Source organism: Schlesneria sphaerica, assembly GCF_044336245.1.
GTDB classification, from domain to species: Bacteria; Planctomycetota; Planctomycetia; order Planctomycetales; family Planctomycetaceae; genus Schlesneria; species Schlesneria sphaerica.
On record NZ_CP172346.1, the window covers coordinates 5123119 to 5148771 of the forward strand.

The following is a 25653-nucleotide window of genomic DNA, read 5'->3' on the forward strand; positions in this document are numbered from 1 at the left end:
CAAAATCAGTGACATGAGACTGACGAAGACGCATCGTATCGCTGAATGGTGATTCGCAGATCTGTTCATTTGCAGACCATGCCGATTTCGGAGTCGGGGCGAGAGAACAGAATGCCGTTCCGTCGATTGACCTCTTCCGATCTCAATTTGCAATTCGACTTCGATGCTCGGTCCGAAAAACAGGAGAGCAGTCGGATGAATCAGGGAGTGAGGTCAGTCACACGGTGGAATTGAGGGGCACGGATGTCGATTTTCGTCAGGGAGAGGAATTGTCACCATGAACTGGATTCGACTCGGTCCAGTGACCGCAGAATCGCTGGTCCTCTGTATCACACTGTTCCTCAGTTGTCAGTTCGAGGCCATTTCGGAGCAGCAGATACTGCGGGACGTCCAGCGGAACTGGGGCGCGATTCAAATGCTGCACCAGTCTGTTCTGCAGGATGGTGTGCGGAGTGCTGGTGATACAGAACTGTCCGGTCCGCTGGATGTCTGGAATGGGGACTGGTGGCGGATTCCCGTTACGCCGCTTCACCATGAAGATACAGTCCACCTGGTGCTCTGTTTCTTTGGGATGTGGTACGCAGGGCATCGACTGGAACAGCGATGGGGCAGCTTTCGAGTCTTGCTGTTTCTGTTCCCGGCATTCTGTATTCCTGTCATGGCACAGCTTTGTCTCGGGCAGGCTATCACCGGCTTGTCGGGTGTCATTTGTGCGATTCTTGGTGCTCTCGTCGTGCTGCGTCGGTTTCATGGCGACGTTGCGGAGATCTTCCCCGCAGACGCAGGTGTTGCCGGGGTTTGTCTGATCGGTTTAGGGTGGCTCGCTTCGATCGCGGGAATCTGGGACTGTCCGAACGCTGCTCATCTGGCGGGGTTCTGTTACGGGGCCTGCATTGCCTGGCTGATGTCCGGCCCGGTGGGGCACCTGACGATTGTGCGAGCGGCAGTCGTGCTGGCTCATTTCTGGATGCTGCCCGCCCTGATGCTGGCTGCGCATCCTTTCTGGGTCGGCCGGTATCAATGGTATCGGGCGACTCAGACGGCCAATTTGGACCTTGCTGACGAGCGGTTGGAACAGGCTGTCCTGTTCGACCCGACATTGAGTGGGGCGTGGTTGACCTGGTCAAAGAATGCGGAGCAGCAGGGTGACCTGCCCAAAGCCTGGGCGCGACTGATCGAGGGATTGTCGATCCATCCCGCCGATCCGCGACTCATTGACGGGACCCGACGATTGTGGCGTCATCTAGATATACAGCAGCGCCGTGCGGCAGAAGGAGTGCTGTTACGGTTTTTCGGCAGCCAGGCCGCCGTCTGGCTGAGCCAGATCCGCGCCGGCGCATCCTCAAAATTAGTCGGGGGAGGGGATGATTCTCCACTGACCACCGCACCGGCGGATGTCTCGCAGTTTTCACTGGAACAGAAACTCGAGTTGCCCTCCCAACCCTTTATGCGAGCAGATGCTGGCGAAGAAACACCTCTCGCCCCGGATCAATTCAATGACGCCGTCGAAGGAACGCTGTTTTAGCGCCTCGAGCTCGAAGTGGCCACAGACTGTCATCTTGTTTCTGACGACCCTTTCGAGTTGGTATCACGGACGGGGATTACATCACGGGGCGGAGGACCCCTTCGTCGTGCCCGATTGCCAGCAACCCCGCGAATTCCAGTGGCGCGGGCCAGAAGATGACCAGTCGTTCGTCCGGTTCGGTTTGCCTGGTCGCCGTTTGCAGAGCCAGTCTCGTATCTCGGCAGACTTCGATGGACCTCCATCCGAGTGCATTGTGCGACAGTGCGAGATCCGCGGCACTGTCGGTGCCAGGCCAATGTCCCAGAGTCGGGGTCAGGATCAATCGGCGCGCGGGGTGCCGTCTGCAGATCACCTCACTCAAGTCCGACTGAATTTGCTGGTTCAGGATGACCAGTGCGTTCAAGCCCCTTGATGAGCGAGATTGATCCCAACTGCTCCACTGCTGTTCGAAATCATATTCCGAGTCATAGCCGCACAGACTGACCCGTGTTGTGTGGCGTGAAGTCTCGGACGCCAGGGGATGATGCATTCGCAGCGTGTCATGCATCGTCCACTCGCCGTCGGGACGAGAGAACAGGATGTCGCGCAGGGTGGATGACACGTTCAGAAAGCAGGATTGCAGGGTCATCATGGAATTCACTTTCATTTGTCAGAGACTTGCCGGGGCAAAACCGTTCATTGCAGGGGCATCCTAGAAGTGGCTCATAAGGTGAAGCTGAGCGAATTCTAAATTCGTCTTTATCTTTCTGTTGAAGCCGTCACGCAGACCCCAACGGACCCTAAGATGGGATGTGGAATTTTTGTGTCCTGTGGGAACCCGGCATGAGCAGTCGCATCCTGGTGGTCGAAGATGAACGGCGAATCGCCGACTTTCTGGTTCGGGGGCTGACCGAAGAGGGGTACTCTGTTGAGCATGCGGAAGATGGTCGGGCCGCATGGGACCGGCTTCAGGGGGACACGTGGGATCTCGTGCTGCTCGACTGGTGGTTACCGGTCGAGGACGGGGTCCAGGTTCTGCGGCGATTTCGTCAGAAGAATCGGTCGACGCCTGTGTTGTTCCTTACGGCGCGCGATGCGATTTCGGAACGTGTCACCGGCCTGGATGCCGGTGCGGACGACTACCTGACGAAGCCATTTGCGTTTGAAGAACTGCTGGCACGCGTGCGGGCGCTGCTTCGCCGTCACGATCAGTCCGACAGTTTAACCATGGAGTTCGAGGATATCCGGATCGACCTGGCCACTCAGCGCGCTTCTCGTGACGGGCATGCGCTGAATCTGACCACGAAAGAACTGGCCCTGCTCAGTTTCTTTCTGCGAAATCCGCGAAAGGTGCTGACTCGGACTCGCATCTACGAATCGGTGTGGGACGAAAACTTCGACGGATTATCGAATACGCTGGAAGTTCACGTCAAAGAGCTACGGCAGAAGCTTGAGGCGTACGGCCCTCGGGTAATCCAGACTCGCCGGGGAATGGGCTATTTTCTCGAACATTCCTCAAACAGCGAGTCGTACCCATGAAACTGGTCAGCCGGGTTTCGTTCTTCTTTCTCGCTGCTCTCGCCATGATTCTGCTCGGAAACTCGCTCTTGATTTACGGTGCGGCGCGGGGATATCTCACCGAACGATTCGACGAGCAACTGGAAACAGCCCTGCAGACCCTCGTAGCGGCTGTTGAGGTCGAAGATGACGATGTGAAGTGGGAACCGTCAGATCATACGGTCATGTTAGGAGCGGACCGGGGTGGTGACGAAATTCGCTGGATTGTTGTCGGGGACGACGGGCGAGTTCTCGACCAGTCACGCAATTTGACTCCGAGCGATGCCGCCTGGCTGATGGCCCGGCAGTCGACATCAACCGGAGACAGAGCGAACTGGAAATTCCTGCAGCAGGACTTGAGTGCGCCGAATCCAAAGCCGCTTGTTGAGAGGACGCCACTTGAACAAAGTCATGTCACGATCGTCGTCGCACGTGACTTTGCCCGATTGTGGGGACTTCTGCGGCTGCTCGCACTGGTGCTGGTTGTCCTTCCCATCCTCTGCTGGCTGGTTGCCGCTGTGCTCGGACGCTGGTTTGTGGGACGGGCGATTGATCCTGTTCGAATGATGGCGCAGGACCTTCGCCAGATCCGCAGCGACGACACGCAGGCACGACTGACGGTGGCCGAAACCAATGACGAACTGCAGGAATTGGGGCAGTCGTTTAATGAATTGCTGGATACCATCTTTCTGGCCTACGAACGGCAACGGCAGTTCGCGGGTGATGCGGCGCATCAGCTGCGGACCCCCCTGACAATCCTTCAGGGGCATGCAGAGTTAGCCTTGCGTCGAACACGCTCAAGTGAAGAGTATCGCCAGACGCTGTCGATCGTTCAAGAAGAGGTTCTCAGGCTGAACCGAACCGTGGAAACGTTACTGCGATTGGCTCGTCCTGATGAGGAATCGATGCTGACCCCCACGCAGGAGGTCGACTTGTGCGAGTGGCTCCATCAGGATCTGACGAAATGGTCCTGCCATGTGCGTCGGACGGATATTCAGGTGAATTGCGAATCACCCCTGATTTGTGAGACCCGGCCGGATCTGCTGGAGCAGATTCTGGAGATCCTGATGACTAATGCGATGAAGTACAGTCCACCGGGCTCAGAGATTCGTGTGAATGGATTTCGCAGCGGTTCTGAGTGTGTGCTGGAAGTTGCTGACCGTGGCCAGGGAATTGCGACCGAGGATCTTTCGGCCATCTTTGATCCGTTCTATCGAACGCGAGCGGCACGCCATTCTGGAGAACGGGGAGAGGGGCTCGGACTGGCTCTCGCCCAGCGACTTGCAGGATCCCTCAACGCGCGGCTGGAATGCGAAAGTCAACCGGGGAAGGGGAGTACCTTCCGAGTTCGTCTTCCACCATGACAGACCGGTCGACGTGAGAGGAATTGTTCAAAGGGTGAAGAATAAAGGGGAATTTAAAGTCGCTTCACGATGGCCTTATCCCGCTGTCCTAGCATGACTTCAGGCAGGTGACACCAACGTCATCGCCAGTCGTTCCGAATCGAAGGTACTGCGGGAGGTTATTATGAATGCCTTGTCCAAGTGGACTTTTTCGAGAGCTCTCTCTCGTTCAATCGCTGGGATGAGAGAATGGTCTGACCTGTTGAAAAGGGTTCTCGACTTCAATGAACCGGTGATTCCCTCTTATGGTCGGAATGGGCGTCTCTATGGATATCGTCCACGGCATAGTCGGAGCAGTCCCTCTCCTTCCCAAGTGGAATGATGCCCGTCGATTCCAGAGAACCCTGCGCGAAGGCATTCAATAGGAGCGTTAGCAGGCCCGCACCTCGTTCGTGCTCACTGGGGAAGCCTCGGCAGAAATGCTTTCCAGCAGAAGGTTTCCCCGCTTCGGCTTGGCAATTTCTTGAGCAACTCTCCATACGATATCGCAGCCGGTGTTCCCATGGCCGCGTACAGTCAGCTTTCGGAAGGAAAATTACACTCCCGTAAGTATTGTCGAGGCGATGGAGGAAAAAATCAGGGGATTTCACGGAAGGGAAAACTTCAGCTCAAGAAGCGATTTGCGAGACTGTGCGTTGCGTTTTGCGGCAAACGCCAGTCACATCGGCAGTTACGGCTGCCGGATTATCTCACCGAAGCGGTTGCACTCAGTGTTCTCAATGGTCCTCGTGGTGAAACTTTTTCAGCGGCGGGAGGATGCGTGCGGTTTTGGTCGGCGCGCAGACGATTGAAATAGCCTTGTAGGACGAGCTAGACTCTGACGGACAGATTGGGTGACATGGCCGTGTCCCCGATCGATGGACAGGAGCGTCCGCTGGAGAACGTTGTCGCACAGGATATGCGACGCTAGCCAGTTCGCGAGGCAGCCCACGATTTCGTGGAACTCGAAGCACCGACGAACATCAGTTCTGGCTTTTGAATCACGATCCTGGTCCCGCACGGCCCAATGCAGGACATTTGAATTCTCCGTGGAACCGCACTTTATGAGTTATCACCTGTTAACCGGGGCGACCGGGCTGCTCGGTAACTATTTGCTTCGCGATTTGCTTCTTCGTGACGTTCCTGTAGCGGTGGTGGTTCGACCCAATCGAAAGCAGACCGCACGCCAGCGTATCGAAACGGCCCTTTGTGCCTGGGATGCAGAGCTGGGGAAGCCACTCTCGCGACCTGTCGTGATTGAGGGGGATATCTCCCAGCCCGATCTGGGGATGGATGCAGTCGATGTGCGCTGGGCGGCAGAACACTGCACCGCAGTGATTCACAATGCGGCGAGTCTGACATTTCACTCGACCAGTAAAGAGGGCGAGCCCTGGAAGTCCAATATCGAAGGGACTCACAACGTCCTCGAATTCTGCCGCAATGCGGGAATTCGTAAATTCCACCATGTCTCAACCGCGTACGTCGCGGGGCTGAGGCAGGGGAAGGTTCTGGAAACAGAACTGAACGTCGGGCAGCAGTTTTCAAACGATTACGAATGCAGCAAACTTCAATCGGAAACGCTTGTTCGGCAAGCGGACTTCCTGGATGAACCGACCGTGTTTCGACCGGGAATCATTATCGGTGATTCCCAGACCGGACAGACGACAACCTACCACGGTTACTACGCAGCCTTGCAGCTGGTCCACACGATTGTCCGTGCCTACTCCCCGAACGAAACCGGCCTCGTGGGGGGGGACCAAGTTCGTCTGACATTGACAGGGAATGAAACCAAGCACCTGGTGCCGGTGGACTGGGTCTCTGCCGTCATGGCGCACGTCATCACACACGCTCGCTGGCACGGAAAGACCTATCACTTAACGCCCAAGCATCCCGTTACTGTACGACTCATTCGTGACGTACTGGAACAGGCGACCGGATTTTACGGCGCGTCGTTCTATGGGGCGGGCGAACGTCCTGACGATGCGTCTGAGTCGGAAATGCTGTTCTACGAACACATTCGCGTCTACAACTCGTACTGGAAAATGGATCCCGAGTTCGACACAACGAACACGGATCTGGCGATGCCTCAACTGCCCTGTCCGCACGTCGATCGGCAGTTGCTGATGAAGTTGTCTCGAATCGCCATCGAGAACGGCTTCCCCACCCCGAGTAAGAAGCCAATCGAACCGGAATTCGATGCGGCCACGCATTTGAAACCGCTGATCGATCAGGCCGGCGTTCCCCTCCAGACCGAAGCTGAAGAGCGAGTGCTTGGACTGGACATCGCCGGACACGGTGGCGGGCAATGGCAACTGATCGCACGTGGTCATGAACTGATCTCGGTCGAACTGGGTATTCACGCCGACCGTGCCGCGACCTGTCATCTGGACATCAACACGTTTGCTGATCTGGTTCAGGGACGTACGACATGGCGACAGGGGCTGAATTCGGGATCGGTCCGAATCACCGGCAATGGCCATGGCGTCGGTGATTATGCAAAGATCCTCGACCAACTGGTGACCGCACCGGTCCGGTAGTCTCGCCTTTTTTCACTTGCCGTCCCCAAGCGATCTCGAATGACGAGGTGGCTTGGGGACGCTTTGCGTTTGTTTTGACTCATGATCTCTGCTGCGCTACTCGCCGGGCCTTTGCCTGACGCAGGGTAGCGACCTTGTTGTCGCAATGCCGATCGTCCCCGAACGGACCTTGGCCACTCTCAGGACGAAAACTGGTTCCCGACTCGCAGCCTGGATTCTCCAGGGGCCGTCGGTGTCTCGCTCCTTTTTCGTGGATTTCTCTCTTCGCCCGTCACCCCTCTCGTTCCTCGTAAGGAACCACTACCTCGGCGATCGCTCTGTTCAAGGTTTTCGTATCGCCCTTTCTGAATGCGAACCGGCTGCGTATTCGCATTTCGGCAGTTTTTGCGATGTTAAACTTTGTCGATTACGAAGAATTTTCGGAATTTTCGGGTTTTTCACAGAAGTTCGAGGGGCAGAATTCCGATTTTTACTCATGAGGGGCATTTTTTCTACGGCTTAGTACCTGCAGAGCATGACCCTGGAACCGTCCGATTGGGCGGTGACCAAACGTTCTTAAGACAAACATTAGGAGCCCGGACATGAGCAAGGGATTGGCCTTCATTAAGTATGCTTTTGTCACTCTGGCCGCGACAGGAGTGGTTTTTCCTCAAACTCGTCTGCTGGCAGAACAACGGGTCCCCGCGAAGCCAGCTGTGAAGATTGTGGCAGAAAATGCCACTCTCGATGTCACGCTCGGGCAGGGTAACGTCTTCAATGGTCGGGCCGTTGATCAGAGCGGAACTCCGGTGGAAGGTCAGAAAGTCATCGTCAAGCGGGGTTCGGCCGTGATCGGCCAATCCGTGACGGACAGCGAAGGCCGGTTTGCAATCAAGAATGTCAAATCAGGTGTCTATCAGGTGAGTTGCGGTGCCACCCAGGGGAGTTATCGCTTCTGGACTGAGAAAGCGGCTCCACCTTCTTCCCGCACGCAAGGTCTGCTCGTTCTGGGTGAGAACGGGGCCCGTGGCCAGTGCGGAACATGTTGTGATGATGGTACAGGAGTCTTGTTGTGTGCTGCGGGGATCATCGTTGCGGGGATTGCGATCGCCGCTCTCGTGATTGCCCTGAACAATAACAACAATAATGACGATAATCCTGTACCTCATTCGCCGTGAAACAATCGCAATCGCTTCGAATGAGGACGGGCCGCCAGAAGTTGTGTCGCACCTTCTGGCGGCTCTTTCGTTTTCCCACCGGGAGCGGGGCCGGTTCGTGATCTACCCCAGCCAGGAATCCCGACGAGGCACGATCAGCCGTTCTGACTCAGAGTAGGCAGGGTTGATCAGAGGTGTTCGTCACAATCGTGCCGAAACCTGCGGCACGCAGGGTGAATCTGTTCCCGAATGCCGATCAGTGGACAGAAGGGCTCTCTTCCTCCGCTAACTTCCGGATGTAGTCTGCGAAATCGGGGTCTTCGCCGTGCAGCAGTCTGGGCAGACACGCACGGAAGTCGTCTCGACGGCACCATTCTCGCATAAAATCGTCCCAGGAATGCCAGCGGCGCTGCTGCTTGAGGTTCATTCGTTCCTCATAAGCAGTCAGGTAAGCCCGCTCGAACAACGAAATCAGCATCTCGAAGATGACTTGCTGACGTTCTTGTTGTTCTTCGGTCAGTTCACCACAGGCAGTCTGGGATCGGAGTTTCAGATCGGGATTGGCAATCACCAGTCGCAGAAAGTCGTTGTAGGCATCTGCGAGCAGTTGATACGCTTCTTCCTCTTCGTTGTCACGTTCCTTGCGTTGCTCATAAATAAAAATACAGATCGCCATGGGCAAACCAATGACCGTGACGACGTAGCTGAGTAACTCAAAGGTTTCGGTGACAGTCATACCGACTATCTTCGTGCTGCGGGGTGTTTCAGCGGCAGCCATGCACCGTCATGAGCACTGCTTGCGACGCACTGCTGAATGAAATACATCCCCTCGACACCGTCATAAATGTTGGGGTAGATGCTGTTTTGTCGATCGAATGATTGACCTGCGTCCCGTTTGACCATGTCGTCATAGGCGAACCGGTAGACGTTGGCAAACGCTTCGAAGAAGGCCTCGGGATGTCCGCTCGGCAACCGGCAGGCCGCCTTTCCGGAACCCGTCATGTAGGGGGCATTCGGATCGCGTGTGTAGATCGAGTGTGGCTTTCCGTTCTGGCGGACGATCATCTCGTTCGGATTTTCCTGCCGCCACGAGAGTGCCCCTTTGGTACCGTCGATTTCGATGAAGAGGTCATTTTCACGACCATGCGAAATCTGGCTGGCGGTCACGGTACACAGTCCGCCGTTTTCCATACGGATGATTGCGTGGCCGTAGTCGTCCAGTAACCGGCCCTGTTCGAAGGCTTTCAGGTGGCACGAGACCTTATCGGGCAGCAGCCCGGTCATGAAGCGAGCCAGATTGTAAGCGTGAGTTCCAATATCGCCGAAGCAGCCTGCGGCGCCTGACTTGGATGGATCCGTGCGCCAGGCGGCCTGCTTTTGATCGGATTCCTCCAGCCGGGTGCGCAGCCAGCCCTGAATGTAGTTCGATCGAACAGCCTGAATCTCGCCCAGTTCCCCCGCGAGAATCATCTCGCGTGCCTGTCGGACGAGTGGGTAACCTGTGTAGTTATGGCTGACAGCGAAGACCGCACCGGATTTTTCAACAAGAGTTAGCAATTCTTCGGCCTGCACCAGATCAAACGTCATTGGTTTGTCGCAGATGACGTTGAACCCGGCTGACAGCGCTGCCTTGGCCACGGCGAAGTGGGTGTGGTTGGGCGTGGCGACGGTCACGAAATCAATTCGCTTGTCGGCCGACAGCGCTGCTTCTTTCTTGCAGAGTTCATCAAACGAGGTGTATGCGCGGTCTTCGGCGATGTCATAGGCCGGAGCCGACGCCTTGGCGCGGGCGGGATCCGAAGAGAGCGCACCAGCGACGAGTGCCGCTCGATTGTCTAGCACGGCTGCGGTTGCGTGAACGCGGCCAATGAACGAACCCTGCCCCCCGCCGACGAGCGCCATTCGCAGTTTGCGGTTGAGAGAGCCATTGGTCGTTTCCATGATATGTTCCTCAAGAATGCCGAATCAGGAGTGTGGGAGAGTTCGAAAGGGGTTGAAATGCCTGTCAGAAACCCCTTTCGAATGAATTTGGAGCATATCGGCTCGGTCCGCAGTTTGCCATCGATTGCAGGATCTCAGCCTCTTTGGGGCGGTGACTCCCAGCTCACTTGTAAGGCCAATTATTCGATCTCTTCGAGCTCAGGGCTGTTCTCCGCACGAAGTTCCCCGTTGCCGGCCCCGGCCAGTTGCTTGATTTCCCGCTGACGTGAGCGCGATTCAGCGGCTATGATCGGCTGGCGATGGAGAAGAATCCTGAGCGGAGTCATCGTGCGCGTCTTTGTTTCTGAATATCTCGTGGGTGGAGCGTGCGCGGGCGCACGTGTGTCGGCGTCGATGCGACGAGAAGGGCTCGCCATGCTGCGGGCTGTCGCTGTGGACATTGCGAGGCTTCCCGGGACGGTTGTGGTGACAACTTTAGAACGCGGTCTGGCGCTTCCTGAGCCGATTCAGACAATCATCGTCGAAAGTGCCGCGGAGGAAGCGAAGTGGTTTGCCAGATTGATTCATGACGTAGACCATGTCCTCGTTATCGCGCCCGAGACCGATGGCATGCTTGCCGAGCGATGCCGAATTGTGCGAGCCTCACAGGCGGTTTCGTGGAACTGCACGCCCGAGGCGATTGAACTGTGTGGAGACAAACTTCGGTTGTCTCACTTTCTGCAGGCTCTGGGGATTCCCACTCCACGGACGCATCTCGTCGATTTTGCGCAAGAGCCGCAACTCGATGCGGGGCCGATCGTGCTCAAGCCACTCGACGGTGCAGGGTCTTGCCTGACGTTTCTGGTCCGCAACCGGGATGAGTTCCGGCAGGCAGCGGCCGAGTATGAACTTGCAGGCCAAACAGACCACTGCCTCTGGCAACCTTATCTCGCGGGGCGTGCACTCTCGATGGGCTTCAACATCAGCCTCGAGGGGCGTCACGTGGAGTCTCTGCCGATTGCCGAGCAGCGACTGTCAGACGATGGACGGTTTCAATATCGGGGTGGCCTGATTCCTGCAGTCTTACCTGATGCATCGAGAGAGGCCATTCACGAACTGGTGGTTCGCGTCTATCGTGCGATCGACGGCCTGGCAGGGTATGTGGGGATGGACCTGGTACTGACCCCGGAGGGGGAACCGATTCTCATCGAGATAAACCCACGTCTGACTACATCCTATGTGGGGTACCGAAGGGTCTGTCCGAAACTGCTTCCTTGCGATTGGCTGCCGCATCGATTTGAAACATCGCATCTGCTCAAACCGAGTGAAGAAACGCTCGACAAGCTGGAATTCACGCCGGAATGTTAGCACCGTCATATCATTGTTTTTTGTTGTGATAAGACTTTTAAATTGATTCATATCAGGCCATTAACATGTAAGACGATTTAGTTCCGCATGTTTCGTTTCAGGCATTGACATTTAGGGGCAGGGAAATCAACCTCAACTTCAGCACGCCCGGCTCCGGCGGTTTAGTCAGGTTGCCTGTACTTGCTCTTTAATTCGAATGGATCTCGTTTCATGCCACGTGTTGTGATCGTTGGAGGTGGTTTCGCGGGTCTGAATCTCGCCAAGGGACTGGGCAACGTTGCCGATCTCGATGTGACATTGCTTGATCGAACCAACCATCATCTTTTTCAGCCACTCCTGTACCAGGTTGCCATGGCGGGGCTGAGCCCTGCAGAGATCGCTGCGCCGATTCGCAGCGTGCTCGCCCGGTACCGCAACGTCCGTGTCCTTCAAGGGGAAGTCCAGTCCGTTGACGTGCAGCGACAATGCGTCTGCGCGGACTTTGGAGAAGTCGGATATGACTACCTCGTGCTCGCGTGCGGCTCACGACACAGCTATTTCGGTCATGACGAATGGGAAGAGAACGCACCAGGACTGAAAACGCTTGAGCAGGCGACCGAGATTCGGCGACGGGTGCTGTCTGCCTATGAAGAGGCGGAATGCAGCACTTCGCCGGAAGCTCGCAAGCGGTTGTTGACGTTCGTGGTTGTCGGTGGAGGCCCGACCGGCGTGGAACTGGCTGGGGCGATTGGTGAAATGAGCCGATTTACTCTCGCTCGAGACTTTCGCAACATCGACGCCGCTTCGGCCCGTGTCGTTCTACTGGAAGCCGGGCCCCGCATTCTGAATATGTTCAGCGAGAAGTCGTCGTCGCGAGCGGCGCGCGATCTGGAGCAACTCGGGGTTCAGATCTGGACCGGAAGTGCTGTCACCAAAATCGACGAAGACGGGGTAGAAATTGGCAACGAAAGAATTTCGTCAGCTACCGTCCTCTGGGCCGCAGGGGTGAAAGCCTCGTCACTCGGGCAGGCGGCGGGGTTTGAAGTCGACCGGCAGGGGCGTGTCGTCGTGGAACCGGACCTGAGCGTCAAAGGGCATCCACGAGTCTTCATTGCGGGTGACCAGGCGAGTTTCACGCATCAGACAGGGCGGCCGTTACCCGGAACAGCGCCCGTTGCCATGCAGCAGGGACGCTATCTCGCTCAACTGATTCGTGATGATCTTGCGGGACGAACGCGAAAGCCATTTCAGTTCGTGGATAAAGGGCAGATGGCGACGATTGGACGCAGTCGCGCTGTTGTGGAGGTGGGCGGTTACAAACTGGCTGGCTTCTTTGCCTGGGTGATCTGGCTGGTCGTTCACATCTATTACCTGACCGGGTTCCAGAACCGGTTTCTGGTTGTTTCGAAGTGGGCCTGGTCGTATTTGTCATTCCGCCGCGGTGCCCGTCTGATCGTGACCAAGGAATGGAGATTCAACGCCCCGCGCGAAAGGCCGGCGGTCCCCGAGACGACGACTCGTTCTTAAGTCCTCACCACTTGAAGTTCAGGCGAGCGCGACCCCGAACAATGTGAAAGTGGCTGCGAGATTCTGTGGAACGGTCGATGAAGCCGTTTCTTCAGTTCAGCCGATCTTTGACCCGGACAGCACGGTCTGCACCGTGCTGTCCGCTTGAGTTGTGCGAGTCAGTTTGGTTGTGAGCTCACGGGGCGCTGGCTGATCCGGTCGGGCTTGGGGAGCTCGCGACTGTTCGGGTCGGGGCGCCGCTTGAGCAGTTCCGAGAGCTGGAACTTTGCATACGGTTGTTCTGCGGCAGGCTTTTTGTCGGATGTCGCGTTGGCAACCCAGAATTTCGATGTCGCCGGTTCGAACAGAACATTGTGCAAGTTCGACTTCATCGCGATGGGGCGGTCCATCAAACGGAGTGCACTTTCTGCGGTAAAGGTTCCGTAGCCCGTTTGTGCCTGTCGAGTCAGTTCCTGGTAGCGGTCGCCAGCAGAGAGCAGCACACAATCCTTGACCGGATTGGGTAGCAGGGGATGTGATTCCCCCGGCTTAATGACCGAGAAGACATCCCATGAGGCTTCCATCCCGACTGCTTCATTCGTCTGGCCATCCGCAATCACGTAGTAGTACTGGCAAGTGCGGGGGCCATCCCGAAATGTCGCAATCGCCTCTTCGAGCGAACTGGCTGTCTCCAGGGCATCGCGTACGAGCAGGGCCATCGGCCGGCCATTCCAGTGTCCCAGTCCCCCGCCTCCCATTTCCCCCACGGAGATCTGTTCGATATTCATCCCGGTGACCGAGCCGATGAAACCCGCATAACTCACATTGACCCATGGCAACCGACCATCCGGTTCATAGACGACAATCACGGCATGGTCCTGCAGTCCCCAGTCGATGGCGTAGTCGAGCACCCGCCCGTGCAGCAGGTTCCCGTTCTGCGTGGCTGACTTGGCGAGTGCGAAGCCGCTGCAATGAAACAGTTCTGGAATGAAATTCCCCGCGCGCACGTCCGCTACGGGAAGGCCGGATCCGGCCGCCAGCCCGTCCATCTCTTCAAAGTAGCGGGGGGCTACATGAGGTTGTTGAAACGCCACGATCATGTCGATCGCCGTGCGTGGCGTGACCTTAATCGGCCCGAAGTCAACCAGTTTGACCTCCTCTGCCTTATCAACAAGAATTGCCTTCATATTCTGGCGGCAATGTTCCCGCAGTAATGCCCCGTGCTGAAACCCCATCTCGTAAGGGGTTCCCTTCAGGTGAAGCACCGGGTATCCGTCGATGGTTTCCAGCCACCCCTGTCCGCACCGTGCAATCGTCAGTGCGGCCTGTTGTTCCCGTTGTTCGGCGGGAGCTGACTGGGCCTGCAACGGGTCGACCGAGGAGCTGACGAAGAGCGCCACGAGAGCAAGTTGCAGAATACCACTACGGTGAGAAATTCGGATCACGACCGGGCTCCTGAGCAGGGGGGATGCGTGAGGTGAATCGACCTCTGACATCCTAAAGCAAGACGGACACAGAGAGTAGACTACTGGGCCGAATCGACCTGCTTCCCCAAACCTCGGTCGCCTTCCGGAGAAGGTCTAGAGGGCTCCGGCGAGCGATTCCACGGTTGCCACGATATCCGCTGCAATCTCGTCGATTGTTCGCAGGCCATGCGGCGATTCGCAGGGAATCGTGGTCCAGTTCGGCCCCGTCGCCAGTTCCAGATAGACCGAACGAACCTGGTGCAGGTAGTCGGTATCCGCTTCCTGGAGATCGGCGCTTTTCTCGGTGTAGTCCCGTTTTGATTTGGCCGCAATCAGTTGCTGGGCCAGCGGGACATTGATGTCCAGAAAGAGATTTCGATGAGCGTGGGGAAGTTGATAGATCGTGTGTTCGAGATGCAGGATCCACTCGATCAACTTTGTTCGCTCTTGTCCCTTCGACTTCGCTCCCTGATGAGCCACATTCGACGCGACGTAGCGATCGAAAACGACGATCTCGTGACTGGCGATGGTCTGCTCGATCAGTTCCCGCGATTCGAAGCGGTCCCCCGCGAAGAGGAGTGACGCGAGCAGCGGGTGGACGGTTTCGAGGGTCCCGAATTTGCCGTTGAGAAACTCACCGATCTTCAGTCCGAACTGGGTCTGTTGATAGCGTGGGAAACTGAGCAGCGCGCTTTTGCGGCCCCTGGCAAGCAGATAAGCATGGAGTTTCGCGGCCTGGGTCCCTTTGCCGGACCCATCGATTCCCTCGATGGCAATAAGCAGACACAAATTCGCAGACCCTTCAATTGTGCGTTGATCAATTCCACTTCGACAGATTGTGCTCAGCGGTCCGCAACTGTTGCAGGAGCATCGGACGATCTTTGTTCAGACAGTCCTTCAAGCACCTCTGCAAGAGATCGACCGCCACCCCGGGACGGTTTGCTTTAATTGCAATCAGGGCCAGGTCACGTCGCTGATCGAACGCCTCGTTATGCAGTGCCAGTAACCGACACTGGACACGCCATGCCTGTTCCCAGCATTCTTGCGTCACATGCAGCGCCTTCAGGTTATTCAACATTCGAATAACCACTTCGCGAGGGCGGGCTGGTTCCAGCGATCGTTCAATTTCTTCGCTGCTCAGACCACTCAGCGATTCGATCCATTCGATGCAGTCGTCGTAGTTAAGGACCTCACCCGCGTGGAACGCGTTGATGAAGAACGGACCTTGAATGGTGTCAATGCGGGTCAGAAAGTGCATGGGGGCGGCAACGCCGTTCAGTTCGATTCCGGCACCTTGCGCGACTGCCACGTAGACCATCGACAGGCTGATCGGAATGCCGACCCCCGTCTCGATCACCCTGTTGATATAACTGCTTTCGGCACGTAAGTAAGCGTCTTTGTCCCCGTGCAACCCGTGGGTACCCGCCAGGCAACGTACGAGTTCATTCAGCACATCCCGGTCGGATCTCAAGCGAGTGATGTGGCTACGGAGCTCACTTGAACGCCGGTTGATCCATTCCAGGGTATGGTCAAAGTTCAGGTTCGGTTGGGCGTCTCGCGCCAACTCGAGCGACACGCGTATCAGATCCACATCCTGTCGGCGTGCCAACAGCTTGCAGAATTCGTGATCGGCAGTGAATCTGGTGTCAACGGGCATCGGACGAGTGTCCAAAAGGATTGGTAGACGGCATTGATTAAATTCTACGGTTTAAGGGGGAATACGTCGAGATGGACTATTTCCAAACAACAAATCAGCGTGAGGCGATCCGATTTGCATAAGTGGATTCCAGCCGCGACAGGTGGCTCAATGAGAGCGTGGCCGCTGACGCCGGTGAGTCTTTCAATGACAGCCGATGAACTGCCCAAGTGGTGAATGTTTTCGATCCACACCCGGCGCCATCTTGAATTTCCCTCGGAAAAGCAGCGGCTCCGGTCTCTCGTCGGGCTATCGTGCGACTCAAATGGTGAATCCGCCGGGACGGATGCTTTGACGACACGAGTGCTTTGCGACATTGTCGCACGCCCCTGTCATTCCGTCGTTCGAAAAGATTAGAGTGTTCCGAATAACGCGACTATCATTCGATCGGAAAGCGGACAATTGGGGGGCTGTTGATGACAACGACACGTTGGTTCTTGCTGCGATGTGCGTTCGCGGCTCTGCTGGCTGCACCGGTGCAGGGAGAGGAAATCAAGGTCACCAATCACGAGTCGGGTTCGACAATTCGGTATCCTGTGGCGCTACTGCGCGGGGAACTGAAAGATCGATCGGCGCAAGAGGTCGTCGTTGAGAACAGGTCGTCTCAAAGACCTTCACGTCAAATCACTGGTGTTGCCCTGGATGGGAATTTTCGAGCACTCGCAGAACTGGTCCCGGGTGAAAACCGATTGCGATTGAGTGCTGGAGCGAACGCGATCGAACTTGTGCTGCACTACAAGCCTCAGACGAACCCCTATTTTGTGCGAGTCATCTACATGACCGACAGCAGCGGGGAAACTGACTACCAGTCTCAGTTCGACGGGGATCCGCAGAACTATACCGATAAACTCGATACCGCGATCAAGCTGCTGCAGACGTTCACCGCAGAGCGGCTGAACGACATCGGCCTGGGGCGACATACATTCAATCTTGAGTTTGATAAAAGTGGTCGGATCAAGATTCATACTCTCAAGGGAGAAAAGCCTGCGTCCTATTACTACGGGATGAGCGACAACGACTGGTACGGCCACGTCAACGAGTGGGTTGGCCATCAATTTCCTGATTCCCATTCCAAGAACATTGTGATCGCAGCGTACACTCGGTTCGATCCGGTCCAGAAGAAAGTCTTTGCGCATACGGCGCTCGGGGGAGGCAAGCTGGGGTTGTTCGGTGGTGGAAGTATCTTCACGTGGCCGAGTACCTTGCAGGACACTTTCCGTGTCTTCGGCGATGAGACCCCGATCGACGCACAAAAAGTTCACGAAGACAGTGCCGGACGCAAGACCGTGTGGGCCACTGCTGCCACCACGATGGGAGCGACCCTGCATGAAATGGGGCATGCATTTGGACTGCCGCACTGCACCGACAACCTGTGCATCATGACACGCGGCTTCGACCATCTGAATCGGGCATTCACGCTGATTGAACCACGCAGTCAGCACAACGAACAACCGATCCCCATCGCAGAGCGTGATGTCGCTTACTTTGCACCGGTCAGTGCCGCATCTCTGCGCGCGAGTCGGTGGTTTCAGCTCGATGAACGTCGGTACGGGACCGAACAAAAATGGCCGACGTTCCGTCTGGATCGGTCCACAGGTGACTTGCGGGTTCGAGCGGAGCGGGGGGTGAGGTACGTCTCGTTCTCGGTCAACGATGATGCTCGTGGGTTCCGCGACTTCTGGTCAGAGGGGACGTCACCCCCGAAAGAAGTTGTGCTCAGTGCCGACGAGATCAGGCAACTGGCCCCGGGAAAAGATTGGACGGTGAATGCCATCGATGATGAGGGGGAAAGTCGTTCTCAAAGTCTCTCACAACTCCAGCAGGCAGGAAACTTCATCCGCAGTTGGCGTTTCGCGAAAAAGTGGCTCCCCTGGACCGATCATCAGCAATTTCCAGCCGCAACATCGTCTACGCTGACTGAAATCCAACGAAAGGCACTGGCCGCCCCGGTTGTGGAGAGCGACGAGGCATTGATCGATTTCGAGCCTCACTTTCCCAAGGAAAATCGTGTCAACGTGGCGGGCTATGCGGCGCTGAGATTCAATTCGCCGGAACGCCAGACGGTCAAACTGCTGACCGGCAGCGACGACGGCCTGCGGATCTGGCTCAACGGTCACATCGTCCAGGAAAAATTGGCGCTCCGCTCTGCGAGACCCGATGACGATGAAGCATCGATTGAATTGCGGAAGGGAGCCAATCTGTTCCTGGTTGAGGTCTCTCAAGCGACTGGAGGCTGGGCACTTTATTTCCGGCTGGTAGACGCAGAGTCTCGCCCGCTGCTGATCGACTCGAAAGGAAACCTGATGCCGCAGGCCGAATCCCCAGCAGTCCCTGTGCAATGATGACCATTTGAGTTGGCAGGTGCCTGCTTGCTCACAACCGTCGCAGCACAGTCGTGGCGAAGACGATCGTAGCAGATCCTGTGATCTGAAACCTGGAGAGTCATGCTCGTACCACCCTCGCTCTGGCCGCCTCCCGACTACGAAACATGGGTCACTGAGTATCAGGCCCGCTTTTCTCTATCACGATTTACAATTGTCAGGTGGTTTCAGCAGTGGTGTCGCACCAATGAGTTTCGATATGGATGTTTGACGTCGATTGAGAACGAACTGATTGTTCAAATCGTGAATCGGCCTCCGCCAGATATGGCTCACCTGACGTCGGTGCAACGTAAAATCCTGCAAATCCTTGCGAACTCCGTGAAGGACGAGAAGGGGATTCCAACCGTACCGCCGATTTACCTTGATGATCCGTTGGGGCTCTTGATGTGGGGTGTCGATGACCTGACTCCTTTAATCTTCAAGCTGGAATTTCAGAGGAGATTCCGAGTTCGCGTCGATTCTGACAGGATGTGGGAGGAGATAATTCGTCCTGGGGCGACGGTCGGTGATTTGCTGGTATTTCTTTTGTCAGTGCTACGTGGTTCCCCGTGATTTGTTTCCGCCGGCAACTTGCCAGATGGCAGTTGCCTGTGACGTGGTGCCGCCGAGTGCGGTGTACGAAGGAAGTGATCGCCAGTCCGTAAAACGTGCTCGAAACCGACCCAAGGCGTGACGGGACGGCCCCAATCGGGCCCTGCTCAGGGCAACTCACTCTGCAATCGAGGACCGTCGTCTGGAAATCTGTCACGAGCCGTTGTGGGGACCAGGAGATGAGCCGGATGGAGATCCTTCGTGTGGAGCTGATTCTCATCCAGACAATCAGCAGCTGGCGTTCCGAACTGTCATTCTCCCTGGGAGCGGTTTAAGATATCTGCTTCCAGTGCGCGATCAGGTCTAGCGCGTATCCCTTTGCTTCCATGGCGAATGATGTGAATGGTCGACCCGTCGCGACGTGATCGAGTTGGTCTCGGTTTGATTGGCCTCGGGCCAAGCTGGGAACTGCTGTATCGACCCGCGATCGAGCGATTGCAAAAACGGTTAACAATTCGACTTACCTACGACACGGTTGAAGCCCGGGCGCGCTCGGTTGCGGCCGATTTTGAAGCGGAGCCTGTCGGCAGTCTGCATCAGATGCTGAATCGCTCCATGCTGCAGGGACTGCTCATTCTTGATCCCGGCTGGCTGGGGGCAGGGGCCCTCGACTCTATCGCGCGGAGCGGCAAGCCTGTCTACCTGGCTTCACCCATCTTGCGCCGGGCCGCGGAACTGCACCGCCTGCTGCGAGAACAGTCTCCCTCAGCGGACTTGGGCAGCTATGCAGTCATTCCCGATGATCGCTGGATGCCGGAACTTCGACTCCGATTCACTCCTGCCAGTTGCCGTTTGCGTGAGTTGATCGCCACGAGGCTGGGCCCGGTGAAAGAGATCCAGGTGGGCTGTAATCTTGACGCCGATGCACTTGAGATTGCTCACATCGTCGACTGGTGTGCGGATCTGATGGGGCAGACGCAGGTCGTCACACAGGCTAGCGATGGATGCGAGTCGATCCGTTTCGAGTTTGCTCCATCGGGAAACAGTCCACGTCATCGCACGGCCAGACTGCATCAGTCGTCAGGTGGGTTGAATTGCGAAGTCACGTGTGTCCGCGGACGAGCCGTTCTGCGGGATCGCGCTTATATTCGCTGGGAAGCAGCCGAGCAGGCGGCAGAGGAGCATCTCCATGACGAACGGTCAGAGATTGAAATCCTGATTGATCAGTTCTGTCGTCGGGCAGTCGGGGGCTTAAACCCCGTGGGGCGTCTGGAAGAGTTCTCGCGCGCGATGCGGATCGTGGAATCACTGCCGCACCGTCGCTGACCAGAATGACTTTCTAACGCGGACGTGGCTGCGACGTATTTCGACCGACACGCCACGGAGAAATCACATTCCGGTTTCAGCGGAAAAGAAAAAGGGAGTCTGCTTGCTGGCAGACTCCCATGATGATTCGTTTTATTCCCCTTCCGATTCCGCGGCGGGGGCGAAGCCCCGTCGGAGCGTGTTTTCTGTCACGTTGATCGGGATCAGGAAATGTTTCAGGTAGTCGGGACCACCCGCCTTGCTGCCGATCCCGCTGAGCTTGAATCCGCCGAATGGCTGGCGACCGACGAGTGCCCCGGTGATCGGACGGTTGAGATACAGGTTACCAACCGCGAATTCCAGCCGAACCCGCTTCAGGTTCGCGGGGCTGCGGCTGTAGCATCCCCCGGTCAGCGCGTAGTCCGTTCCGTTGGCAATCGTCAGTGCTTCGGTCAGGTCTTTCGCTTTGAAGACGACCAGAACCGGGCCGAAGATCTCCTCCTGGGCGATCTTGGCATCGGAAGGAACGTCCACGAAAATATGCGGGCTGATGTAGAAACCTTCTGACGAAAGGGCGGGATCGACTTCTCCCAGCACCAGACGTCCTTCGGTTTCGCCCTGTTCGATGAACTTCAGGATGCGTGTTGCGGCTTCTTCGTCAATAACGGGACCAATGTCGGTCGCAGGATCCTCGGCGGGACCGACCTTCAGCGATTTCGTTGCTTCGATCAGTCGAGCGAGGAATTCGTCGTACGCATCTTCCAGCACGATCGCTCGCGAGCAAGCCGAACACTTCTGACCGGCATAGCCAAACGCACTTTGCACGACACCCACGACCGCTTCATCCAGGTCAGCATCGTTGTCGACGATGATCGCATTTTTGCCGCCCATCTCGGCGATGACGTGCTTGACACCGAGCTGCGAAACGTGGGGCGCTGCAGCCTGCTCGTTGATCATCAGGCCGACCTGGCGTGAGCCGGTAAAGGCAATGCAGTCGACGTTGGGGCTGCCGACCAGTTCGGGTCCCACGTCTTCACCCGATCCCGGCAGGAAGCTGAGCACTCCATCGGGGACACCTGCAGCCTGAATGATTTCCAGCAGTTTGGCTGCCACGACAGAGGATTGTTCTGCCGGCTTCATGATGACCGTATTGCCTGTCACCATGGCTGCGGCCGTCATCCCGGTCAGGATGGCCAGCGGGAAGTTCCACGGTGCGATCACCGCCACGACACCTCGCGGGCGGTAGAAATAGCGGTTCTCTTCCCCCGGCAGGTCGACGTTTTGCGGAGCGTCGAGCTCGCGCATTTGCTGTGCATAGTACATGCAGAAGTCGATCGCTTCGCAGACATCGGCGTCCGCTTCTGCCCACGGCTTACCGCATTCCACGACTTCCCACGCGGCCAGCTCATACCGCCGTTGCCGCATTTCATTGGCCATCAGCTCCAGGTACTCAGCCCGGTATTGGACTTCTGTCCGCGACCAGCTCTGGAATGCCCGGCGTGCGGTATCGATCGCCAGAATGGCATCGTCGGCCGTGGCTGCGGCGACCTTACCGACCACCTGCTGCTTATGCGAGGGATTGCGAGAAAGGAGCATCGGCCGCGCGTGGATCGCCTTGCCCCCGATGACGATGGGATAATCGCCACCCAGATCCGACGAAACTTCGTCGATGGCTTCCTGCATGGCCTCGCGGACCTCTTCGCGAGAAAAGTCGGCGACGGGTTCATTCGCAAATGCAGGTCGAGGTGGTTTCTTCTTCGGCGACGTCGTGGCACCAACGTGGGCAGGTTTCATCAGCAAATCCTCGATCTTCACATTTTCATCATAGCTGTGACGCAGGAACGAATCGTTCGACGTGTTTTCGAGAAGTCGTCGTACGAGATAGGCCATTCCCGGCATCAGTTGTCCGAATGGAGTGTAGATACGGACGCGATGTCCGATCTCACTGAACGCCCGGGCCTGCTCCTCGGCCATGCCGTACAACATCTGAAGTTCGAACGCCCCTTCCGGCACGTTCAACTGTTTCGCACAGGCGATTGTATGGGACAGGCTCCGCAGGTTATGGCTGCCGAAGGCAGGTCGAAGAACGGTGTAGTTTTCCAGCAGCCGTTTCGTCAGGCGTTCGTAAGAATCGTCCGATTGCCATTTCTCTTCGAAGACCGGGGTCGGCCAGTTCTGGCTGTGGGAGACCACTGTTTCGTAGTCCCAGTAAGCCCCTTTGACGAGGCGAACCCAGACGGGGGTCTGCCGTTTCACTGACCATTCCAGCAGTCCGGCGAGGTCTCGCTCGGCGTCAGGGAGGTAAGCCTGAATGACAATGCCGACGTCAGACCAGTCCCGGAATTCGTCCTCGAGCAACGTCTGCTTAAAAATCTCGAGAGTCAGGTCTTTATACGCGTACTGTTCCATGTCGACGTTGAGAAACGCCTGCTGCTCTCGCACCTTTCGCAGCAGCGGGCGAAGACGCTCTTTGACCGCTGCTGCAGTCCCTGCCCCGTCGACCGGGCGGAAGCGGCTGACGAGTGCCGACAACTTGATGGAAACGTTCACACGGGGAATGGCACCGATATGGTCGTAATCGGTCTGCGCATTTTCCGGCCAGGCGTTTACGACAGGCGCCAGACCATCGATCAGTTCGAGGTACGACTGCTGGTAGGCTTCGGCTTCGGGTTCGCTGATGACCGCTTCTCCCAGCAGATCGAGCGAGAAGGCGAAACCCTGCTTGCGCAGACTGGTCACTGCGGTCAGCACTTCGCTGACATTCGAGCCTGCGATGAATCGTCGGGCCATTCGTGCCGCGTTGTTGCGTGCATTGTAAGCCAGTGCGCGCGACAGAACGGATTCGGGCGACAGGTGCTCAACGCCAAAGCGGACCATCTCAATCGCGATGGGAAGGTGTTCTTTGACCTCCTGAAAATATTCCTGCAGATGTCGCGTCACGTCGCGGTGCGTCTTCAGTCGCGGAAGGACGTCGACAAACCGGAACATCTGAACTTTCAGCGATTCATCGGCCATCGCCGCGCCGAGGATGCGGTCATCCCACCAGCGACGTTCAAACATGGACGGGCGTCGACGGGAAAGGTGTTCCCAGATGTACGTACCAAGACGGTGCGTCTCGGCTTCGACGGCTTCCACATCCCATGCTGAAGCGGGAACGGCAGGCTGCTCGTCGGACGACAGCTTTGTCACCGCGGGCTGCGGCGCTTCATTTTCAGTGAGTTTTCGAGCGGACTTTTTGGCCAAAATCGCATCCGTGCAAGTCGGAGAAGATTATGAAAATCATGCAGAAACCGCTCCGACGGGACATCATTCGGAGGGGCCAGCCGGACTTCGGCGGACCCCAATTCTATGCGAGGGCCGACATGATTGGGTAGAGTGCATCTCAAAATGAACCGATTCGGTAATGAGATTGCCAGAATCTCGAAATTCCGAGATGTGACATCCATCTCTTTGACAGGAAAGTACGATCATGGCCGTAATTCCACACCCCTTTTCCAATCAGCCTGTGACGCATTGGATTGCCTTGTTTTCAGATGCCGAGTCTGCAGAAGAACGTCTGCGAGCCCTCCAGGCTATCGGACTGCTGGGGTCTGCAGAAGAAGTCAATCGGCTGGCACAACAAGGGCTGACCGACGCTGATTCAACTGTACGGGCCGCTGCTGCCAAGTTGCTCGGAACACCAGGTCCACTCGACGCGGGTGCCGCAGAGACTCCTTTGACGATGCTGCTTGAAGATGAAGATCCGGACACGCGATTTGAAGCGGCCCGGGCACTTGTTCGTCGCAAATCCCCTCAACAGGAGAAAGCGGTTCAGACGCTGTTCTCGTTCCTCGGCGAAGAGGAAACGCAGCCTTTGATGGTCGCAGCGACGGTGGATGCGCTGGTGGAAGCGGATGAGTTGAGCGCGTCGGATCTGGAGCGGTTTCTGCCGTTGCTCGAAAGCCGCTTCGAGACAGAACGGGGTGAGGTGCGCGAAGCCGTGGCTGCGGCGTTTGTTCGCTGGCCGGGACTTTGTGAGAAAGTCATCGAGAAGCTGCTGCCACTCCTTGACGATAGCGAACCGATCGTCCGCGAACGAATTGCTGTCGCACTGGGAAAGGCGGGTAATTCCGACCCGCGAATTATTGAGGGTCTGGAAACTGCGGCGAAAGACGAAGATTCGGAAGTCGCGAGGGTCGCTCAGGAATCGCTTCAGAAATTGATCGCGAAATAGAGTGGGGGGGCGGTATCCAGTTCGCTGGAGACAGGCACAGGAGCGGATTGCTTGTCATCGGAAGCGGCAGTGAGAGCAGGGGGCCGGGCGATGGCCGCCGCCAGCGGCGAGTCCTTCCCGTGACGCCTGCCATGCAGTCCCGCGAATGCGACCAGGCGAAACGAAGTCGGCTTGATCGAAGTTGATCAAGCCGACTTGAATACTGAGATGCATTCGATCTAAGGCTTATGCTGCCTGGCTGCGTCGGCTGCGGTAGTAACAGCCAATGCAGGTCACGGCCAGAACGCTCAACGCGCCGGTTGACGGTTCTGGGACCGCGAATGAAGCGGACGCAATCAGCGCGTGTGCGGCACCGGTGGGGTGGAGATCGTCCCAGAAAAGATATCCTTTTGCATCCAGGACACCGTCGGCAAGAGCTGCTGAGGTCGTGTTGGTAAAGCCGTAGGCAGCCGGATTTGCCTGAGCATCGAGGAACAAACCATGAATGTCAGGCTGATGGATCTGAATTTGATTCGCCAGCGCCAATGCGTCGAGCGCATCTTTCAGTAGCAGATTCGTCTGGGCTACTAATGCGTTAAGCTGTGCTTGTTCCAGCCCCGTCAGGGTCGCCAGGGCGCGCGGCGTACTCCCGATTGGTACGATGTTGGGCACGATAAATCGAGTTGCCCCGGCGGAGGCCAGTGCAGAGACGGCCGAAGCGATGTTGGAGGCGGGGACGTTCGGGTTCGTCTCGCCGTTAATGTAATCATTGCTGCCTGACCAGATGACATAAACAGCGTTGGGATCCGCAGTCCCCCCTGCGCTGGAGAGGTATCCTCCAACCTGTGACAACAGGTTGGGGATGAAGGGTGGATTGAATCCTGATCCCGATTCGGCCCCTCCCACTGCGTAGTTGGTGCCCCCTGCGAGGCTGGGGGTAAGCACACCCAGCCCCCTGGAACTGGAAAGCCAGTCGATCCAGATCGCAGCGTTTGAGAAGCGTCCCGCAGCATACGGAGGTGATGCTGGAACAGTGCCGCCAGAGGCGAGGAAGACGTTTCCGGTGTCGGTCAGACTATCGCCGAAGGCAATAATACTTGAGATCGAACCGGCTTCTGTGACACTTGCCAGGTTCGCAAACAGTGCGACGACCAGGCCAATCCAACCGAGACGCTTCAGCATGCCACTTCCTT

The 25653-nt window shown here is 56.9% G+C and carries 18 protein-coding genes; 10 read left to right on the plus strand and 8 right to left on the minus strand.

Annotated features, from left to right (window positions below; all coding sequences use genetic code 11):
* Positions 1-277: 277 nt before the first annotated feature.
* Complete coding sequence (locus tag ACGY09_RS18595; protein WP_397568914.1) at positions 278-1525, plus strand: rhomboid family intramembrane serine protease; 1248 nt, start codon at positions 278-280, stop codon at positions 1523-1525.
* Between the two features lie 76 nt (positions 1526-1601).
* Here ACGY09_RS18595 and ACGY09_RS18600 read toward each other — a convergent pair whose 3' ends face one another.
* Positions 1602-2156 (minus strand): hypothetical protein, encoded by a 555-nt coding sequence (locus tag ACGY09_RS18600; protein WP_397568915.1) that lies wholly within the window; start codon positions 2154-2156, stop codon positions 1602-1604.
* Between the two features lie 191 nt (positions 2157-2347).
* On the opposite strand from ACGY09_RS18600, the gene ACGY09_RS18605 reads away from it, so the two are divergent.
* From ACGY09_RS18605 to ACGY09_RS18620, 4 genes are all read left to right on the plus strand, one after another.
* A complete protein-coding gene (locus ACGY09_RS18605; RefSeq protein ID WP_397568916.1) occupies positions 2348-3043 on the plus strand; it encodes a response regulator transcription factor in 696 nt (231 codons plus the stop codon).
* Entirely contained in the window at positions 3040-4425 is a 1386-nt protein-coding gene (locus ACGY09_RS18610) for an ATP-binding protein (RefSeq protein ID WP_397568917.1), read from the plus strand. Before ACGY09_RS18605 ends, ACGY09_RS18610 begins: the two co-directional genes overlap by 4 nt.
* Before the next feature lie 1082 nt (positions 4426-5507).
* Positions 5508-6980, plus strand: a complete 1473-nt coding sequence (locus ACGY09_RS18615; protein ID WP_397568918.1) for an SDR family oxidoreductase — start codon at positions 5508-5510, stop codon at positions 6978-6980.
* A 581-nt stretch (positions 6981-7561) separates the two neighbouring features.
* Positions 7562-8137, plus strand: a complete 576-nt coding sequence (locus ACGY09_RS18620; RefSeq protein ID WP_397568919.1) for a carboxypeptidase-like regulatory domain-containing protein — start codon at positions 7562-7564, stop codon at positions 8135-8137.
* Positions 8138-8372: 235 nt separating this feature from the next.
* On the opposite strand, the gene ACGY09_RS18625 is transcribed toward ACGY09_RS18620, so the two are convergent.
* Both ACGY09_RS18625 and ACGY09_RS18630 read right to left on the minus strand, forming a co-directional pair.
* Positions 8373-8852: a hypothetical protein gene (locus tag ACGY09_RS18625; RefSeq protein ID WP_397568920.1), complete on the minus strand. Its 480-nt coding sequence runs from the start codon at positions 8850-8852 to the stop codon at positions 8373-8375.
* 5 nt (positions 8853-8857) lie between these two features.
* Entirely contained in the window at positions 8858-10057 is a 1200-nt protein-coding gene (locus tag ACGY09_RS18630; RefSeq protein WP_397568921.1) for a Gfo/Idh/MocA family protein, read from the minus strand.
* 327 nt (positions 10058-10384) lie between these two features.
* Between ACGY09_RS18630 and ACGY09_RS18635 the strand changes: the two genes are divergently transcribed.
* The gene (locus tag ACGY09_RS18635; RefSeq protein WP_397568922.1) at positions 10385-11404 is read left to right on the plus strand and encodes an ATP-grasp domain-containing protein; all 1020 of its coding nucleotides are present in this window, start codon (positions 10385-10387) and stop codon (positions 11402-11404) included.
* Positions 11405-11614: 210 nt separating this feature from the next.
* Positions 11615-12910, plus strand: coding sequence for an NAD(P)/FAD-dependent oxidoreductase (locus tag ACGY09_RS18640; protein ID WP_397568923.1), 1296 nt, complete (start codon positions 11615-11617; stop codon positions 12908-12910).
* Between the two features lie 158 nt (positions 12911-13068).
* On the opposite strand, the gene ACGY09_RS18645 is transcribed toward ACGY09_RS18640, so the two are convergent.
* The 3 genes from ACGY09_RS18645 to ACGY09_RS18655 all read right to left on the minus strand — a co-directional run bounded on the left by ACGY09_RS18645 (position 13069) and on the right by ACGY09_RS18655 (position 16012).
* Positions 13069-14334 (minus strand): C45 family autoproteolytic acyltransferase/hydolase, encoded by a 1266-nt coding sequence (locus ACGY09_RS18645; RefSeq protein WP_397568924.1) that lies wholly within the window; start codon positions 14332-14334, stop codon positions 13069-13071.
* A 135-nt stretch (positions 14335-14469) separates the two neighbouring features.
* Positions 14470-15144: a dTMP kinase gene (tmk, locus tag ACGY09_RS18650; protein ID WP_397568925.1), complete on the minus strand. Its 675-nt coding sequence runs from the start codon at positions 15142-15144 to the stop codon at positions 14470-14472.
* 28 nt (positions 15145-15172) lie between these two features.
* Positions 15173-16012, minus strand: coding sequence for a SirB1 family protein (locus ACGY09_RS18655; protein ID WP_373653459.1), 840 nt, complete (start codon positions 16010-16012; stop codon positions 15173-15175).
* A gap of 455 nt (positions 16013-16467) precedes the next feature.
* Here ACGY09_RS18655 and ACGY09_RS18660 point away from each other — a divergent pair, with 455 nt between their 5' ends.
* On the plus strand, positions 16468-18393 hold the full coding sequence (locus ACGY09_RS18660; protein ID WP_397568926.1) for a hypothetical protein: 1926 nt from the start codon (positions 16468-16470) through the stop codon (positions 18391-18393).
* A 972-nt stretch (positions 18394-19365) separates the two neighbouring features.
* Positions 19366-20289, plus strand: coding sequence for a hypothetical protein (locus ACGY09_RS18665; protein WP_397568927.1), 924 nt, complete (start codon positions 19366-19368; stop codon positions 20287-20289).
* A 132-nt stretch (positions 20290-20421) separates the two neighbouring features.
* Here ACGY09_RS18665 and pruA read toward each other — a convergent pair whose 3' ends face one another.
* Positions 20422-23511 (minus strand): L-glutamate gamma-semialdehyde dehydrogenase, encoded by a 3090-nt coding sequence (gene pruA / locus ACGY09_RS18670; RefSeq protein WP_397568928.1) that lies wholly within the window; start codon positions 23509-23511, stop codon positions 20422-20424.
* A 226-nt stretch (positions 23512-23737) separates the two neighbouring features.
* On the opposite strand from pruA, the gene ACGY09_RS18675 reads away from it, so the two are divergent.
* Positions 23738-24481: a HEAT repeat domain-containing protein gene (locus ACGY09_RS18675; protein ID WP_397568929.1), complete on the plus strand. Its 744-nt coding sequence runs from the start codon at positions 23738-23740 to the stop codon at positions 24479-24481.
* 225 nt (positions 24482-24706) lie between these two features.
* On the opposite strand, the gene ACGY09_RS18680 is transcribed toward ACGY09_RS18675, so the two are convergent.
* Positions 24707-25642, minus strand: a complete 936-nt coding sequence (locus ACGY09_RS18680; protein WP_397568930.1) for an SGNH/GDSL hydrolase family protein — start codon at positions 25640-25642, stop codon at positions 24707-24709.
* Between the last annotated feature and the right edge of the window lie 11 nt (positions 25643-25653).